Raw genomic sequence first — 14,089 nt, forward strand, 5'->3', positions numbered from 1 at the left:
GATGACGTTCCCGAATGCCGCTGCTGCCGGCGCCCGCGCCGGCGCCGCATCGCCCGGCGCCGCGGGCGAGGGCTTCCCGGCCACGCTGACGGTGCACCGCGACTTCGCCATCGGCGCGCTCGATCGTCGCCTCTTCGGCGCCTTCGTCGAGCACCTGGGCCGCTGCGTCTACACCGGGATCTTCGAGCCGGGTCATCCAACCGCCGATGAACAGGGCTTCCGAGGCGACGTGAAGGCGCTGGTGAAGGAGCTCGGCGTCACGCTGGTCCGTTATCCGGGCGGCAACTTCATGTCGGGCTACGACTGGGAGGACGGCGTCGGGCCGCGGGACCAGCGGCCGCGCCGGCTGGACCTGGCGTGGTACTCGACCGAGACCAACCAGGTCGGCACCAACGAGTTCATGGCCTGGTGCGAGGAACTCGGCCTGAGCCCGATGTTCGGCGTCAACCTCGGCACGCGCGGCATGGACGATGCGCGCCGCTACCTCGAGTACTGCTGCCATCCCGGCGGGACGGAGCTGTCGGACCGGCGCCGCGCGCACGGCGTCGAGCCGCCGCATCGGATCCCGCTCTGGTGCCTGGGCAACGAGATGGACGGCCCTTGGCAGATCGGCCGCAAGACGCCGGACGAGTATGGACGCCTCGCGCAGGAGACCGCCAAGCTGATGCGCATGCTGCAGCCCGGCATCGAGCTGGCGGCCTGCGGCTCGTCGGCCTTCGACATGCCGACCTATGGCGAGTGGGAGGACCGCGTGCTGTCGCATTGCCATGACGAGGTCGACTTCGTCTCGCTGCACAGCTACTTCGTGAAGCCCTTCGCGCCGGACGGCGTGCTGCCGCCCGGTGCGGACACCAGCACCGAGAGCTTCTTCGCCCAGATCGAGACCAACGCGCGCTACATCGTGGCCACCGTCGCGATCGCCGATGCGGTCGCGGCGCGGCGGCGCTCGCGCAAGCGGCTGATGCTCAGCTTCGACGAGTGGAACGTCTGGTACCGCGCGCGGCACGGCCATCACCTGAAGCAGGGCGGCTGGCCCGAGGCGCCGCGCTTGCTCGAGGAGGTCTACACCGTCGAGGACGCGCTGCTGGTCGGCGGCATGCTGTGCATGCTGATGAACCATGCGGACCGGGTGAAGGTGGCCTGCCTGGCGCAACTGGTCAACGTGATCGCGCCCATCATGACCGAGCCCGGCGGCCCGGCCTGGCGGCAGACCATCTTCTGGCCCTTCGCGCTGGCCTCGCGCTTCGGGCGCGGCACCGTGCTGCGGCCGTCGATCGCGTCGCCGACCTATCCCCATGTCAAGGAAGGCGAGCTGCCCTACCTCGTGGCCAGCGTGGTCTGGAACGAGGACGACGGCACGCTCGCGGTCTTCGCGCTGAACCGTCACCTGGCCGCGCCCATGGACCTCGCGGTCGCGCTGCAGGGCCTGGGCGGCGACGCCGGGCTGGCGCTCGGCGAAGCCTGGGAGCTCCATGACCTGGACCTCCACGCCACCAACACCGTCGACTTGCCGGACCGCTTCCAGCCGCGCGCGCTGGGCGGCATCTGCGTCGATGGCGACACGCTGCGCGCGACGCTCCGGCCCGCGTCCTGGAACGTGATCGTCCTTCGTCCCCGCTGATCACCGGCTGCCCGGCGGTCGCCGATCCTCCTTCTTCCTCCTGTCGCTCCCATGTCGCTGAACTGGTCCCATCCGCTGATTCCCCAACGCGCCGATCCCCACCTGTCGCTGCACGACGGGCGCTACTGGTTCACCGCCTCGGTGCCGGGCTTCGATGCGATCGAGCTGCGCAGCGCCGCGCGCATCGAGGACCTGCCCGAGGCAACGCCGCGGATCGTCTGGACCCGCCATGCGCAGGGGCCGGCGAGCTGGCACATCTGGGCGCCGGAACTCCATCGCGTCGATGGTCGCTGGCTGATCTATTTCGCCGGCGGCGAGCGCGACGACATCTGGAAGATCCGCATGCATGTGCTGGAGAACGCACATGCCGATCCCACGCAGGGCGAATGGATCGAACGCGGCCAGATCCACACGCCGCTGGACGACTTCGCGCTCGATGCGACGACCTTCCGCCATGGCGGCGAGCAGTACCTGTGCTGGGCGGAAGCGGATCGCGCGCGGCAGGGCAAGACCAATCTCTACCTGGCCACGCTGGCCAATGCCTGGACGCTCAAGAGCGCGCCGACCCTGATCAGCGAGGCGGTGCTGCCGTGGGAGCGGGTGGGCTTCGCCGTCAACGAGGGGCCGGCCGTGCTGCAGCGTTTCGGCCGCGTGCTGGTCGCCTACTCGGCAGCGGCGACCGATGCGAATTACTGCATGGGGCTGGTGTGGGCCGATGCCCAGGCGGATCTGCTCGATCCGTCGGTCTGGCACAAGTCGCCGACGCCGGTCTTCGCCAGCGCCAACGGCCAGTACGGTCCGGGCCACAACAGCTTCACCACCACGCTGGATGGCCGCACCGACCTGCTGGTCTACCACGCGCGCGGCTATCGCGACATCGTCGGCGACCCGTTGCACGATCCCAACCGCCATGCGCGCGTGCAGCCCTTCGGCTGGCGCGCGGACGGGCTGCCGGACTTCGGCCAGCCTCAGCCCGACGGGCCGGTGCAGGCGGTGGACGCATGACGACGGGTCGATGCGCGAGGCGGCGGCCGGCGCTGCGCCAGGGTGGCTGCCTGCAACGCCTCGCGCCGCCCGCCAAGGGAGGATTTGTCGCGAGTCTCCCGGCCGGCCGCCCGTGATAGCCTGCCGCCCGATATGAAGACCCGCGCCGATCATTCGACCTACAGCCCCCGCGCCCGACGCGCCGAGGGCAAGAGCCAGCACGGCCGCATCGTCAGCGAGCTGGGCCTGGCGATCGTCTCGGGCGAGCTCGGCCCCGGCGACCGCCTGCCGCCCGAGCAGCAGCTGCTCGACCGCTACGAAATCAGCCGGCCGGTGCTGCGCGAGGCCATCCGGGTGCTGGTGGCCAAGGGCCTGGTGGTGTCGCGCCAGCGCGCCGGCGCGATCGTGCGCCCGCGCAACGAGTGGCATCTGCTCGACCCGGATGTGCTGTACTGGCTGATCCAGTCCAAGCCGCAGGCGGAGTTCCTGAATACGCTGATGGAGGTGAGGCGGGTGTTCGAGCCGGCCGCCGCCGCGCTGGCCGCCAAGGCCGCGACGCCGGACCAGCTCCATCGCATCGAGGAAGCCTTCGACGGCATGGCCGCGGCCACCGACACCGAGGAACTGCTCGAGCCCGACCTGGCCTTCCACCGCCACATCGCCGAGGCCACCAACAACGACCTGATGGCCTACATCGGCAACATGCTCTCGCTGGCGCTGCGCGAATCCATCCTGCTGAGCAGCCAGCTGCCCAACACCCACGAGCTCTCGCTGCCGCGCCACCAGGCCATCCTGACGGCGATCCGCAATCGCGACCCGCTGGGTGCGCGCCAGGCCACACTGGTGCAACTGCAGGAAACCGGCGACGACCTGAGCAACGTGCTCTCCGCCAAGGGCATCGTGGACCTGGCCTGACCGACCCCCGACGCGATGGACGACGCTCCCAATCCCAACTGGTTCCTGCGCGCGCGGCTGAAGACGCGCCAGCTGCTGCTGCTCATCGCGCTGGACGACCACCGCAACATCCACCGCGCCTCCGAGGCGCTGTGCATGACCCAGCCCGCCGCGTCCAAGCAGCTCAAGGACCTGGAGGACATGCTGGAGGTCAAGCTCTTCGAGCGCCTGCCGCGCGGCATGGAGCCGACGCTGTTCGGCGAGACCATGATCCGGCATGCGCGCATGGCGCTGACCAGCCTGGCGGCGGCGCACGACGACATCGTCGCGCTCAAGAAGGGCCTGACCGGGCAGGTCGAGGTCGGCGTGATCATGACGCCGGGCATGTCGCTGCTGCCGCGCGCGATCGCGCGGGTCAAGGCGCAGGCGCCGCTGCTGCGCATCGGCGTGCAGATGGAGACCAGCAAGGTGCTGCTGGACCAGCTGCAGCGCGGTGTGCTCGACTTCATGATCGGCCGCATCCTCGAGGAGGCCAGCGTGTCGGGCCTGCAGTACGAGGAGCTCAGCGGCGAGCCGGCCTGCGCCGTCGCCCGGATCGGGCATCCGCTGCTGCTGCGCGACGACCTGTCGCTGGCCGACCTGGCCACCCAGGCCTGGATCCTGCCGCCGCCCGGCAGCGTGCTGCGGCATCGCTGGGAGCAGATGTTCCGGCGCGCCGCGATCGAGCCGCCGGCCGATGCCGTCGACACGACGGCGCTGCTGGTGATCACGGCGCTGCTGCAGCAGACCGATGCGTTGCACGTGATGCCGATCGAGGTGGCGCGCTACTACGCCTCGCTGAAAGCGCTGGCGATCCTGCCGATCGAGCTGCCCTGCAGCATGGACGCGTTCGGCATCATCACGCGCGAGGGGCACCTGTTGTCGCCCGGGGCGCGGACGCTGCTGCAGGAGGTGCGCGGCGTCGCCAAGGAGCTCTACGCGCGCTGAGAGACTGAGGGACCGAGGGGCTCAGCCCCGGCAACCCGGCGAGGGATTCGCGGCGGGACCGGCGTCGGTCTGCGGGATGAATCGGATCGTGCCGTCCGGGTTGTAGTGCAGCTCCTCGATGGCGACGGAGCGGCGGAACTCGCCGCCACCGGGCAGCTTGGCGTTGTGATACGCGATGTAGCTCTTGCCGTTGAACTCGAAGATCGCCTGATGGATCGTCGGCGTTCCGTCGTTCTTCGCCATGATCACGCCGCGCGGCGTCCACGGGCCGGTGGCCGACGGGCCGGTCATGTACGCCGTCTCCTCGGGAAAATGCTGCGAGTAGGACAGGTAGTAGGTCGCGCCGTGCTTGTGCAGGTAGGACGCCTCGGTGAAGTCCTTGACCGGCACGACGTCGATGGAGCCGGCCAACGCCGTCATCGACGGCGCCAGCTTCGCGACCTTCAGCACCGTGTTGCCGAAGTAGAGATAGGCCTGGCCGTCGTCGTCGACGAACACGGCCGGGTCGATGTCGTCCCAGGCGATGTCGGTCTGGGTGGTCATGTCGTTGGTGACCAGGGCGGAGCCGCGCGCATCCTTGAAGGGGCCGGTGGGGCTGTCCGAGCTCGCGACGCCGATGGCGAAGCCGGGGACCGTCGCATGCTCGACGGTCGTGTAGAAGAAGTAGGTCGGCTTGCCGTCGACCACCCGCCGGGTGATGTCCGAGGCCCAGGCGCGGCCCTTGGCCCACTTGAAGTCCAGCGCCTTCATCGGCGAGCCGTGGTCGGTCCAGCGCACCAGGTCGCAGCTGGAATAGACCCGCCACTCGTTCATCACGAAGTCCTTGCCATCGGGCTTGGCTTCGTCATGGCCGACGTAGAGATAGACGCGGCCCTTGTCGACCAGCACCGCGGGATCGGCGGTGTAGAGCTGGGGGACGAGCGGGTTGGCGGCGCGTGCCGGCGCGGCGGTGATCGCGAGGGCGGCGACCAGCGCGGCCGCGAGGCAGGACCTGAACGCGGAGGGATTCATGCGGGAAGCAATCGAAGGGTAGAAGTCGGACGCCCGCTCAGGCCTGGCCCGCGGGCCGCGCCAGCAGGCGCTGCACGACGCAGAACACGAACAGCAGCGCGCCGATGACGATCTTGGTCCACCAGGAGCTGAGCGTGCCGTCGAAGGCGATCAGCGTCTGGATCACTCCCAGCACCAGCACGCCCGACAGCGCGCCGGCGACGTAGCCATAGCCGCCGCTGAGCATCGTGCCGCCGATGACCACCGCGGCGATCGCGTCCAGCTCCGCGCCCTGCGCATGCAGGCCGTAGCCGCTGAGCATGTAGAACGCGAAGAGCAGGCCGGCGAGGGCGGCGCACAGGCCGCTCAGGCCGTAGACCATCAGCTTGGTGCGCCCGACCGGCAGGCCCATCATCAGTGCCGACTGCTCGTTGCCGCCCAGCGCGTAGACGGCGCGTCCGAAGGCGCTGCGGTGCGCCAGCCAGATCCCCGCCACCAGCACCGCCACCGCGATGGCGGCGCTGGGCGAGATGAAGCCGCCGGGCACCGCCCATTGCGTCTGGGACACCAGCACGAAGGTGGGATCCTCGATGGTGATCGAATCGACGCTGATCAGGTAGCACAGGCCGCGCGCGAGGAACATGCCGGCCAGCGTCACGATGAAGGGCTGCAGCCGGAACGCATGGATGAGCGCGCCCTGCAGTACGCCAAAGGCCGCGCCGCCGCCGAGCACGAGCGCGATGACGGCCCAGGCCGGCCAGTGCGCGTGATGCAGCAGCCAGGCGGCGACGGTCGTGGCCAGCGCCAGCACCGCGCCGACCGAGAGGTCGATGCCGCCCGACAGGATCACCAGGCTCATGCCGACGGCCAGCACCAGCAGGTAGGCGTTGTCGATGATCAGGTTGAGCATCACCTGCGGCGCGGCGAAGCCGGTGTAGTGGGCGCCGCCGGCGGCGATCAGCGCCAGCAGCAGCACGACGGTGACCTGCGCGCTGAAAGCGGGCTGGCGGAGCCAGCGCTGGAAGAGGGCGAGGGGAGTCATCGGGCGCCTCCGCGCGGGGCGAGCCGGCGCAGCATCGGCCGCAGCTCGCTCGATTGCAGGATGCAGAGCAGGAACACGACGATGGCCTTGACCACCATGTTCACCTCGGGCGGCACGCCCAGCGAGTAGATCGTCGTGGTCAAGGTCTGGATGATCAGCGCGCCGATGAGCGCGCCGGCCAGGTGGTAGCGGCCGCCGGCCAGCGAGGCGCCACCCAGCGTCACGGCCAGGATGGCGTCGAGCTCCAGCAGCAGGCCGGCGTTGTTGGCGTCGGCGCTCTTGATGTTGGACGCGATCATCAGGCCGGCCAGGCCCGCGCAGCCAGCGGCGAAGACATAGGTGCCGAAGATGAGCGTCGCGGTGCGCAGGCCCGCCAGGCGCGAGGCGACCGGGTTGAGGCCCACCGCCTGGATGAACAGGCCCAGCGCGGTCTTGCGCAACAGCGCGATGGTGGCGAGCGAGAGCGCCGCCACCACCCACAGCGACACCGGCAGTCCCAGCAGGTAGCCGCCGCCCAGCACGAAGAAATCGTCGCGGTAGACGGTCAGGATCTGGCCGTCCGACAGCAGCTGCGCCAGGCCGCGGCCCGCCACCATCAGGATCAGGGTCGCGATGATCGGCTGCAGCTTCAGGCCTGCCACCAGCACGCCGTTCCAGACCCCACACAGCAACGCGGCGCCGAGCGCGCCGGCATAGGCGAGCACCAGGGGCTGGTCACCGTTGACCAGCATCGCCGCCACCGTCGCGGCGATCGCCACGACGGCGCCGATCGACACATCAATCCCGCGCGTCGCGATCACCAGGCTCATGCCCAAGGCCGCCAGCATCAAGGGCGCAGCACGGTTCAGGATGTCGATCAGCGGGCCGTACAGGTGGCCGTCCTTGATCTCCAGGTGCCAGAAGCCGGGCAGCAGGATCACGTCGATCAGCAACAGGATCGCCAGCGCGGCGATCGGGCGGAGCAAAGGGTGCTCGGCCATGACGGCGAAAACGCGGCGACGCTTCGGCGTCGGGAGAGCGCTCAGGGGGAGGGCGTCTGTCACGAGAGTCTTTCGATTCATGCGCTCTGGCATTCACTGCCGCGGTCGGGGCGTTGGCCGCCAGTGCATGGGGCCTTGGCGGCAAGCGCCAAAACCCCACGCACTGCCGTCCCCAACCACTACCTTCCTTCAACGGTTTTGCTACCGAGGACCATCGGCGGCGATCACTTCGAGGACCGAGCGTTCGTCGAGCTGGCCCCGTTCGTAGGTGCCGATCGCGCGGCGGTCGCGCAGGACGACGACACGATCGCTGCAGCGCAGGACCTCGGGGAGCTCGGACGAGATGAACAGCACCGCCATGCGACGGTCCTCGTCGTTGCCCTCGGCGCACAGGCGACGGACCTCGTCCATGATCTCCTCCTTCGCGCGAACGTCGATGCCGCGCGTCGGCTCGTCCAGGATCAACAGGCGCGGCTGCGTCAGCAGCCAGCGGGCCAGCAAAGCCTTCTGTTGATTGCCGCCGGAGAGCAGGCCGATCGGCGTCTCGATGTCCGCCGTCTTGATGCCCAGGCGCTGGACGTAGTCGGCAGCAATCGCCTGCTGGCGCTTGAGCGGGATCGCTCGCCACCAGCCCTGCCGCGCCTGCAGCGCAAGCACGATGTTCTCCCGGACCGAGAGCGCCAGCACCGCGCCCTCGAGCTTGCGGTCCTCGGAGCAGAAGGCCAGGCCGCTCGCGATGGCCTGTCGGGGGGACGCGAAGCGTTGGCGCTGGCCAGCGATCTCGATGTCGCCAGCATCGGCGGTGTCCGCGCCGAAGAGCAGCCGCGCTGCCTCGGTGCGGCCCGATCCGAGCAGGCCGCACAGGCCCAGCACCTCGCCCTCGCGGATCTCCAGGTCCAGCGGCTGCAAGGCGCCGCGGCGAGCCAGGCCATGGGTAGTCAGGGCCGGCGTGGTGGTCTGGGCGCAGGACGCCGGTGGTGCCGTCGAGGCGGCGTGCGGACCCACCATCTTCTGGACCAGTTCCAGGCGGCCGAGGTCGCGGGCGAGGTACTCGCCCTCGGTGCGGCCGTTGCGCATGACGGTGATGCGGTCGGAGACGGCGTAGACCTGGTCCAGGAAGTGGGTGACGAAGAGCAGGGCCATGCCCTGCTCGCGCAGCCGGCGCATGACGCGGAACAGGTGCTGGACCGCGGCCTCGTCGAGGCTGGAGGTGGGCTCGTCGAGGATGAGGACGCGCGCCGAGATGTTGAGCGCCCGCGCGATGGCCACCATCTGCTGGATGGACAGCGAGTAGCGCGCCAGCGGCGCGTCCACGTCGATGTCGAGCTCCAGTTCCGCCAGCAGCTGGCGCGAGCGCTCGCGCATGCGGCGCCAGTCGATCTGGCCCCAGCGCCGCGGATAGCGGCCGATGAAGAGGTTCTCCGCCACCGAGAGGTTGGGGGCGAGGTTGACCTCCTGGTAGACGGTGCTGATGCCCAGCGCCTGCGCGTCGGCGGTGGAGGGCGGCGCGATGGGGGCGCCGCCGAGTTCGATGCGGCCGGCGTCCGGCGCGTAAAGGCCGGTGAGGACCTTGATCAGCGTGGACTTGCCGGCGCCGTTCTGGCCCATCAGCGCGTGGATTTCGCCGGCGAAGAGCCGCAGCCCGACGCCGGACAGGGCCTGCACGCCGGGGAAGCCCTTGTCGATGCCGGCGAGCGAGAGCAGCGGAGCCGGGGCGTCCATCAGTACTTGCGGTTGGGGAGTTCCTTGGCCGCGACGTCGGCGGTGAAGACGCCTTCCTCGGTCGTGATGCGCTTGGCCACCGGCTTGCCGGCGACGACATCCTTGGCCAGCTGCATCAGCTGCGGGCCGAGCATGGGGTTGCATTCGACGGTGACGTTGAGCTTGCCCGCGGCCATGGCCTGGAAGGCGCCGCGCACGCCGTCGATGGAGACGATGGCGATGTCCTTGGCGGGCTTGAGGCCGGCTTCCTCGATGGCCTGGATGGCACCGATGGCCATGTCGTCGTTGTGAGCGAAGAGGACGTGGATCTTCTTGTCCTTGGCCTTGAGGAAGGCCTCCATGACTTCCTTGCCCTTGGCGCGGGTGAAGTCGCCGGACTGGGAGCGCACGATCTTCAGGCGCGGCTCGGCCTGGATGATTTCCTCGAAGCCGCGCTTGCGGTCGAGCGCCGGCGCGGAGCCGACGGTGCCCTGGAGTTCGACGATGTTGACCTCGCCGGTGGGGGCGTTTTTCTTGGCCCAGTCGACGAGCCAGCGGCCGGCCTTGCGGCCTTCCTCGACGAAGTCGGAGCCAATGAAGGTCACGTACAGCGAGGGGTCGCTGACCTTGACGGCGCGGTCGGTGAGGATGACCGGGATCTTGGCGTTCTTGGCTTCACGCAGGACGGTGTCCCAGCCGGATTCGACGACGGGGGAGAAGGCGATGACGTCGACCTTCTGGGCGATGAAGGAGCGGATGGCCTTGACCTGGTTTTCCTGCTTCTGCTGGGCGTCGGCGAACTTGAGGGTGATGCCGGCCTGCTTGGCGGCGTCCTTGATGGAGTTGCTGTTGGCGGTGCGCCATTCGCTCTCGGCGCCGACCTGGGAGAAGCCCAGGACGAGCGGCTTGTCGGCGGCGAAGGCGCCGGAAGCGGTGCCGGCCAGCGACAGGCCGAGCGCGGCCATGGCCAGCAGATGACGACGCGTCGTCTTCATGGTCGTTGTCTCCTCGTTGATGTTGCTGTGGAGGTCACGCCGATGGCCGGCGCACCTCGTGAGGTGACAGCGATCGTAGGGAGGCCAGGGATGCCGGACCAATCACATTTCTAGTGCCGGCGATGTCCTGATCGATATCACTCCGTGAGATCCCCGCCCAGATTCACTCCCTCCCCGCCGAAGGGCGGAGAGCGGATTCACTCCCTCTCGCCCGAGGTGTATGGACCGAGGCACGGAGAGTGGATTCACCCCCTCTCCCCCGAGGGGGAGAGGGAAGGGGTGAGGGGGCTCGATGCAGTCAGCGGGCGCCAGTGTGAAGGCGGTGTTAAGGTCCGCCGATCTCCTCGACAGACGGACGCGCGCATGACGAAGCAGAAGACGGCGAGCCCGGCCGCCACGGGCGTGCTGCTCGCCGGCGGCAATCCTCAGGTCCCGAAGGGCCACGGCGACGCGCCGGTGCAGGCCTACATCGCGGCCCTCACGGGCTGGAAGCAGATCGTGGTCCGGCGCCTGGACGCGCTGGTCACCGACGCGGTGCCCGAGGTCCGCAAGGCGGTGAAATACAACTCCCCGCTCTACGGCACGGACGGCGAGACCTGGTTCCTTGGCGTCCATGTGATGACGCGCTACGTCAAGGTGGCGTTCTTCAACGGCAGGTCGCTGGACCCGATGCCACCGGTCGAATCCAAGACGGCGCACGCGCGGTACCTGCACGTGAGCGAGCAGGAGTCGCTGGATGAAGCGGCGTTCGTGGCGTGGGTGAAGGCGGCGAGTGAGTTGCCGGGGGAGAGGATGTAGGCGGTCAAGGCGCGACCGAGCCAATGTCCATTCGGGCCTACCGGCAGGCCACGCCGTGATGAAAGCTTCCAGCGATTGATTTAGCATCGCCCCCTGCACGGAGAAAACCACCCCGCAGTCAGGCGTCATCGTCGGCGATCGACGAAGTTCAAATCTGGCTGCGCTCATGTCATACCGACCCGCCTTCCCCGTTGCACTTCAGCCGAAAGCGATGGCATTGCTCAAAGCAATGACTGCCTCGAGGCTCACCCCGGCGCATCAGGGATTCCAAGTCACGGTGCAAGGAGAGTTGCTCTCCGCTCCTGCCCGGCTCTATTGCTCGCCAAGCGACCTGCGGGCATTGATCGAAGAGGCCGCTGGCGACAGCCATGCCCTTGCGCTCTGCCTCGGGACAAGGCACTGGAATGGATACGTCCGTGAGGAGTGCTTGCGACAACTCATCTCGACGGACCGCCCTTGGGCCGCCCCATTCTTGGTCCAGCTGCTTGGCGAATACGTCATTGAGATCGTCGAAGTGATTGCGGATGCCATCCGGCAGGAGACCGTTCAGGACCTGTCCGACTTCGCACGGGAGAACCCGAGGTTCATGGCGATCACCAGGCAGAGGGCCACAAGCTATTGGGACTGCTACTTCCGCTGCCGCTTCCGGTCGCTACAAACCTCCCCCGCCATCACAGCCCTGGATGCGATCGAAGCGACGGCCCAATCCGCGTAGCCGCCGTCAAGATGGGGCGCCGTGGGCTTAGTTTGCTTCTTCAATCTGCAGCGCGAGGGTGCTCCGGTTTCATGAGCTCCGCAGCCGGCCCCGGCAGTGTGGGATCAGATGCGGACGCTGGTCGCTGACCGCCTCACCCCGCCCACGCCTGCAGATCCTCATACGTCGCACAAGCCCCGCCGCACAGGATCACCAGCACGTTTCGAGCTCCCTGCAACACAGGCACCGAGCGCTTCAGCGCCCCCGCGACCGCCGCGCCGCACGCCGGTTCGACGATCAGTCGATGCTCCTTCGCCACGGTGAGGCAGGCTTGCACCGCCTCCGTGTCGCTTACCGTGGTCGCGGTGACCGCATGCCGCTTCGTCCACGCGAAGGCCTGCTCGCTGACGCGCCGGGCGCCCAGCGAGGTGGCGATGCTCGTGATGGCGTCCAGCGTGACGAGCTCTCCCGCGGCGATGGCCGCATGCAGCGAATCCGCGCCGACGGTTTCGGCCGCGACCAGCGGTACGTCGCTCCATCCGACGGCGTGCATCCCCTGCAGCACGCCGCTCATCAGCCCGCCACCGCCGACCGACAGCACGACCGCGTCGGGCTTGGGCATCTGCGTGGCGGCCTCCTCGATCATCGTGGCGTGACCGTCCCACAGCAGCGGGTCGTCGAACGGATGGATGAACGCATCCGTCGGCTGGCGCATCGCCATCAGGAAATCATTGGCCTCCATCCAGCTCTTGCCGTGGACGATGACCTCCGCACCCTGGCGCCGGATCAGCGTCTTCGGCCACTCGCGCGTGGTCTCGGGAACGACCACCACCACCGGCAGCCCGAGTCGCCTGCCCGCATACGCGACCGCCATGCCCGCATTGCCGCCTGACGACGACAGCAATCGCTGCGCGCCGCGCGCCGCATGGACCTCGCAGGCATGGCCGACGCCGCGCAGCTTGAACGAGCCGCAAGGCTGCAGGGCTTCGAGCTTGAGCCAGACGCGTTGATCGGCGGTGCTGAAGGCGTCGGAGTCGACGGTCGGGGTGGTGATGTGGATGACCATGGGGCCGCATCGTAGGGCAGTGGCCGATCGAGCCCCAGGAGTCGCTACCATCGCGGCCACATGAATGCTCTCTTCGAACGCTCCTGGCGGCGCGCGTGGTCCGCCCTGATCGGCCCCGGCGCCGGGACCGGCGGCCCGGACGGCCCGGACGGCATCGCACTGCGCGACGAGCTGCTCGCCGGCTATGCCGAACCGCAACGCCGCTATCACACGCAGCAGCACCTCGAGGAATGCCTGGCGCTGCTCGAGCAGGTGCGCGATCTGGGCGGAGCACCCCGAGGAGGTCGAGATGGCGCTGTGGTTCCACGACGCCATCTATGACGTCAAGGGATCCGGCAACGAGGAACGAAGCGCCGAATGGGCGCACCGCGCATTGACCAGCGCCGGCGCGGCGGCCGCGGCGGCCGAGCGGGTACGGCAGCTGGTGCTCGTCACGCGGCACGACGGCGTGCCGGGCAATGTCGACGAGCAGGTGCTGGTGGACATCGACCTGGCCATCCTCGGCGCCGAGCGCCCGCGCTTCGACGAGTACGAACGTCAGATCCGCGATGAATACGCGTTCGTGCCCGGCTTCCTGTTCCGCCGCAAGCGTCGACAGATCCTGCGCACCTTCCTCGACCGGCCGGTGCTGTACAGCACAGCGATGCTGCGCGAGCGCCTCGAGGCACGCGCCCGCGAGAACCTGCGCCGGGCGATCGGTTGAACGCCGCGCGGTCAGTTGATCAACAGGCGACCTCAACGCCCGACGTCGTGTAGAGCGACGCGGCGCCGCAGTGAATCGCCGGCTCAGCGTGAGGCCATCGCCACCGCCTGCGGCGTGTTGCGGAAGCTGATCGCGAGGCGGTTGTAGGTGTTCATGAGGCCGATCGCGATCGTCAGGTCGACCAGCTCCTTCTCGCTGAACACCGCATGCGCTGCGGCGAAGTCGGCGTCCGGGACGCCGGTGCTCGCCACGCGCGTCACCGATTCGGCCCAGGCGAGCGCCGCGCGCTCGCGGGCATCGAACAGCGCGCCGCCTTCCTCCCAGGCCTGCACCAGGGCGAGCTTCTCGATCGGCACGTCCTTCTTCAACAGGTCGCGGGTGTGCATGTCCAGGCAGTAGGCGCAGTTGTTGATCTGCGAGATTCGCAGGAAGACCAGTTCCACCAGCGCGGCGGGCAGGCCGCTCTGGGTCACGTAGCCGTAGACGCCGCCGAGCGCCTTGACGCCGGCGGGCGAGACCTGGGTGTAATCGAGACGTTGGGTCATGAGGGACTCCTGAAGGGGGGAGGGCGGAATCGCCCGAGGCGGGGACGATGACACTGCCAACGGACCGCGTCATCGATGAGCGCCATTCT

At 68.8% G+C, this 14,089-nt stretch carries 14 protein-coding genes; 7 read left to right on the top strand and 7 right to left on the bottom strand.

The genetic code is table 11. The features are described from left to right. The first annotated feature begins 1 nt into the window (after position 1). The 4 genes from arfA to ACTJKJ_RS13405 all read left to right on the top strand — a co-directional run bounded on the left by arfA (position 2) and on the right by ACTJKJ_RS13405 (position 4,486). A complete protein-coding gene (gene arfA / locus ACTJKJ_RS13390) occupies positions 2-1,621 on the top strand; it encodes an arabinosylfuranosidase ArfA (RefSeq protein WP_440820745.1) in 1,620 nt (539 codons plus the stop codon). A gap of 51 nt (positions 1,622-1,672) precedes the next feature. Further along, positions 1,673-2,626, top strand: a complete 954-nt coding sequence (locus ACTJKJ_RS13395; protein WP_440820746.1) for a glycoside hydrolase family 43 protein — start codon at positions 1,673-1,675, stop codon at positions 2,624-2,626. Between the two features lie 132 nt (positions 2,627-2,758). Further along, positions 2,759-3,520 carry a FadR/GntR family transcriptional regulator gene (locus ACTJKJ_RS13400; protein WP_297382185.1) on the top strand — a complete coding sequence of 254 codons (762 nt, stop codon included), beginning with the start codon at positions 2,759-2,761 and terminating at the stop codon, positions 3,518-3,520. Between the two features lie 15 nt (positions 3,521-3,535). Next, positions 3,536-4,486: a LysR family transcriptional regulator gene (locus ACTJKJ_RS13405; RefSeq protein WP_440820747.1), complete on the top strand. Its 951-nt coding sequence runs from the start codon at positions 3,536-3,538 to the stop codon at positions 4,484-4,486. Between the two features lie 21 nt (positions 4,487-4,507). Here ACTJKJ_RS13405 and ACTJKJ_RS13410 read toward each other — a convergent pair whose 3' ends face one another. The 5 genes from ACTJKJ_RS13410 to ACTJKJ_RS13430 all read right to left on the bottom strand — a co-directional run bounded on the left by ACTJKJ_RS13410 (position 4,508) and on the right by ACTJKJ_RS13430 (position 10,194). Then, positions 4,508-5,497 carry a glycoside hydrolase family 43 protein gene (locus tag ACTJKJ_RS13410; protein ID WP_440820748.1) on the bottom strand — a complete coding sequence of 330 codons (990 nt, stop codon included), beginning with the start codon at positions 5,495-5,497 and terminating at the stop codon, positions 4,508-4,510. 37 nt (positions 5,498-5,534) lie between these two features. Then, the gene (yjfF, locus tag ACTJKJ_RS13415; protein WP_440820749.1) at positions 5,535-6,518 is read right to left on the bottom strand and encodes a galactofuranose ABC transporter, permease protein YjfF; all 984 of its coding nucleotides are present in this window, start codon (positions 6,516-6,518) and stop codon (positions 5,535-5,537) included. After that, positions 6,515-7,498 carry an ABC transporter permease gene (locus tag ACTJKJ_RS13420; RefSeq protein WP_147241643.1) on the bottom strand — a complete coding sequence of 328 codons (984 nt, stop codon included), beginning with the start codon at positions 7,496-7,498 and terminating at the stop codon, positions 6,515-6,517. Before ACTJKJ_RS13420 ends, yjfF begins: the two co-directional genes overlap by 4 nt. 201 nt (positions 7,499-7,699) lie before the next feature. Continuing rightward, positions 7,700-9,220, bottom strand: coding sequence for a sugar ABC transporter ATP-binding protein (locus ACTJKJ_RS13425; RefSeq protein ID WP_440820750.1), 1,521 nt, complete (start codon positions 9,218-9,220; stop codon positions 7,700-7,702). Continuing rightward, positions 9,220-10,194: an ABC transporter substrate-binding protein gene (locus ACTJKJ_RS13430; RefSeq protein ID WP_440820751.1), complete on the bottom strand. Its 975-nt coding sequence runs from the start codon at positions 10,192-10,194 to the stop codon at positions 9,220-9,222. Before ACTJKJ_RS13430 ends, ACTJKJ_RS13425 begins: the two co-directional genes overlap by 1 nt. 363 nt (positions 10,195-10,557) lie before the next feature. Between ACTJKJ_RS13430 and ACTJKJ_RS13435 the strand changes: the two genes are divergently transcribed. Both ACTJKJ_RS13435 and ACTJKJ_RS13440 read left to right on the top strand, forming a co-directional pair. Further along, positions 10,558-10,992, top strand: a complete 435-nt coding sequence (locus tag ACTJKJ_RS13435; protein ID WP_440820752.1) for a DUF1801 domain-containing protein — start codon at positions 10,558-10,560, stop codon at positions 10,990-10,992. A 211-nt stretch (positions 10,993-11,203) separates the two neighbouring features. Continuing rightward, positions 11,204-11,707: a hypothetical protein gene (locus ACTJKJ_RS13440; protein ID WP_440820753.1), complete on the top strand. Its 504-nt coding sequence runs from the start codon at positions 11,204-11,206 to the stop codon at positions 11,705-11,707. Positions 11,708-11,840: 133 nt separating this feature from the next. Here the strand turns inward: ACTJKJ_RS13440 and ACTJKJ_RS13445 are convergent, their stop codons facing one another. Further along, positions 11,841-12,752, bottom strand: coding sequence for a pyridoxal-phosphate dependent enzyme (locus ACTJKJ_RS13445; protein ID WP_440820814.1), 912 nt, complete (start codon positions 12,750-12,752; stop codon positions 11,841-11,843). Between the two features lie 289 nt (positions 12,753-13,041). On the opposite strand from ACTJKJ_RS13445, the gene ACTJKJ_RS13450 reads away from it, so the two are divergent. Continuing rightward, positions 13,042-13,455: an HD domain-containing protein gene (locus tag ACTJKJ_RS13450; RefSeq protein WP_440820754.1), complete on the top strand. Its 414-nt coding sequence runs from the start codon at positions 13,042-13,044 to the stop codon at positions 13,453-13,455. 83 nt (positions 13,456-13,538) lie between these two features. Here ACTJKJ_RS13450 and ACTJKJ_RS13455 read toward each other — a convergent pair whose 3' ends face one another. Then, positions 13,539-14,000: a carboxymuconolactone decarboxylase family protein gene (locus ACTJKJ_RS13455; protein ID WP_297382204.1), complete on the bottom strand. Its 462-nt coding sequence runs from the start codon at positions 13,998-14,000 to the stop codon at positions 13,539-13,541. Between the last annotated feature and the right edge of the window lie 89 nt (positions 14,001-14,089).

The organism is Roseateles sp. 22389 (assembly GCF_052044995.1).
Lineage (GTDB): Bacteria > Pseudomonadota > Gammaproteobacteria > Burkholderiales > Burkholderiaceae_C > Roseateles.

What these genes read in the sequence shown, in the direction of transcription:
- arfA (WP_440820745.1), top strand. Translation starts at nt 2, where the DNA reads ATGACGTTCCCGAATGCCGCTGCTGCCGGCGCCCGCGCCGGCGCCGCA.
- ACTJKJ_RS13395 (WP_440820746.1), top strand. Translation starts at nt 1,673, where the DNA reads ATGTCGCTGAACTGGTCCCATCCGCTGATTCCCCAACGCGCCGATCCC.
- ACTJKJ_RS13400 (WP_297382185.1), top strand. Translation starts at nt 2,759, where the DNA reads ATGAAGACCCGCGCCGATCATTCGACCTACAGCCCCCGCGCCCGACGC.
- ACTJKJ_RS13405 (WP_440820747.1), top strand. Translation starts at nt 3,536, where the DNA reads ATGGACGACGCTCCCAATCCCAACTGGTTCCTGCGCGCGCGGCTGAAG.
- ACTJKJ_RS13410 (WP_440820748.1), bottom strand. Translation starts at nt 5,497, where the DNA reads ATGAATCCCTCCGCGTTCAGGTCCTGCCTCGCGGCCGCGCTGGTCGCC.
- yjfF (WP_440820749.1), bottom strand. Translation starts at nt 6,518, where the DNA reads ATGACTCCCCTCGCCCTCTTCCAGCGCTGGCTCCGCCAGCCCGCTTTC.
- ACTJKJ_RS13420 (WP_147241643.1), bottom strand. Translation starts at nt 7,498, where the DNA reads ATGGCCGAGCACCCTTTGCTCCGCCCGATCGCCGCGCTGGCGATCCTG.
- ACTJKJ_RS13425 (WP_440820750.1), bottom strand. Translation starts at nt 9,220, where the DNA reads ATGGACGCCCCGGCTCCGCTGCTCTCGCTCGCCGGCATCGACAAGGGC.
- ACTJKJ_RS13430 (WP_440820751.1), bottom strand. Translation starts at nt 10,194, where the DNA reads ATGAAGACGACGCGTCGTCATCTGCTGGCCATGGCCGCGCTCGGCCTG.
- ACTJKJ_RS13435 (WP_440820752.1), top strand. Translation starts at nt 10,558, where the DNA reads ATGACGAAGCAGAAGACGGCGAGCCCGGCCGCCACGGGCGTGCTGCTC.
- ACTJKJ_RS13440 (WP_440820753.1), top strand. Translation starts at nt 11,204, where the DNA reads ATGGCATTGCTCAAAGCAATGACTGCCTCGAGGCTCACCCCGGCGCAT.
- ACTJKJ_RS13445 (WP_440820814.1), bottom strand. Translation starts at nt 12,752, where the DNA reads ATGGTCATCCACATCACCACCCCGACCGTCGACTCCGACGCCTTCAGC.
- ACTJKJ_RS13450 (WP_440820754.1), top strand. Translation starts at nt 13,042, where the DNA reads ATGGCGCTGTGGTTCCACGACGCCATCTATGACGTCAAGGGATCCGGC.
- ACTJKJ_RS13455 (WP_297382204.1), bottom strand. Translation starts at nt 14,000, where the DNA reads ATGACCCAACGTCTCGATTACACCCAGGTCTCGCCCGCCGGCGTCAAG.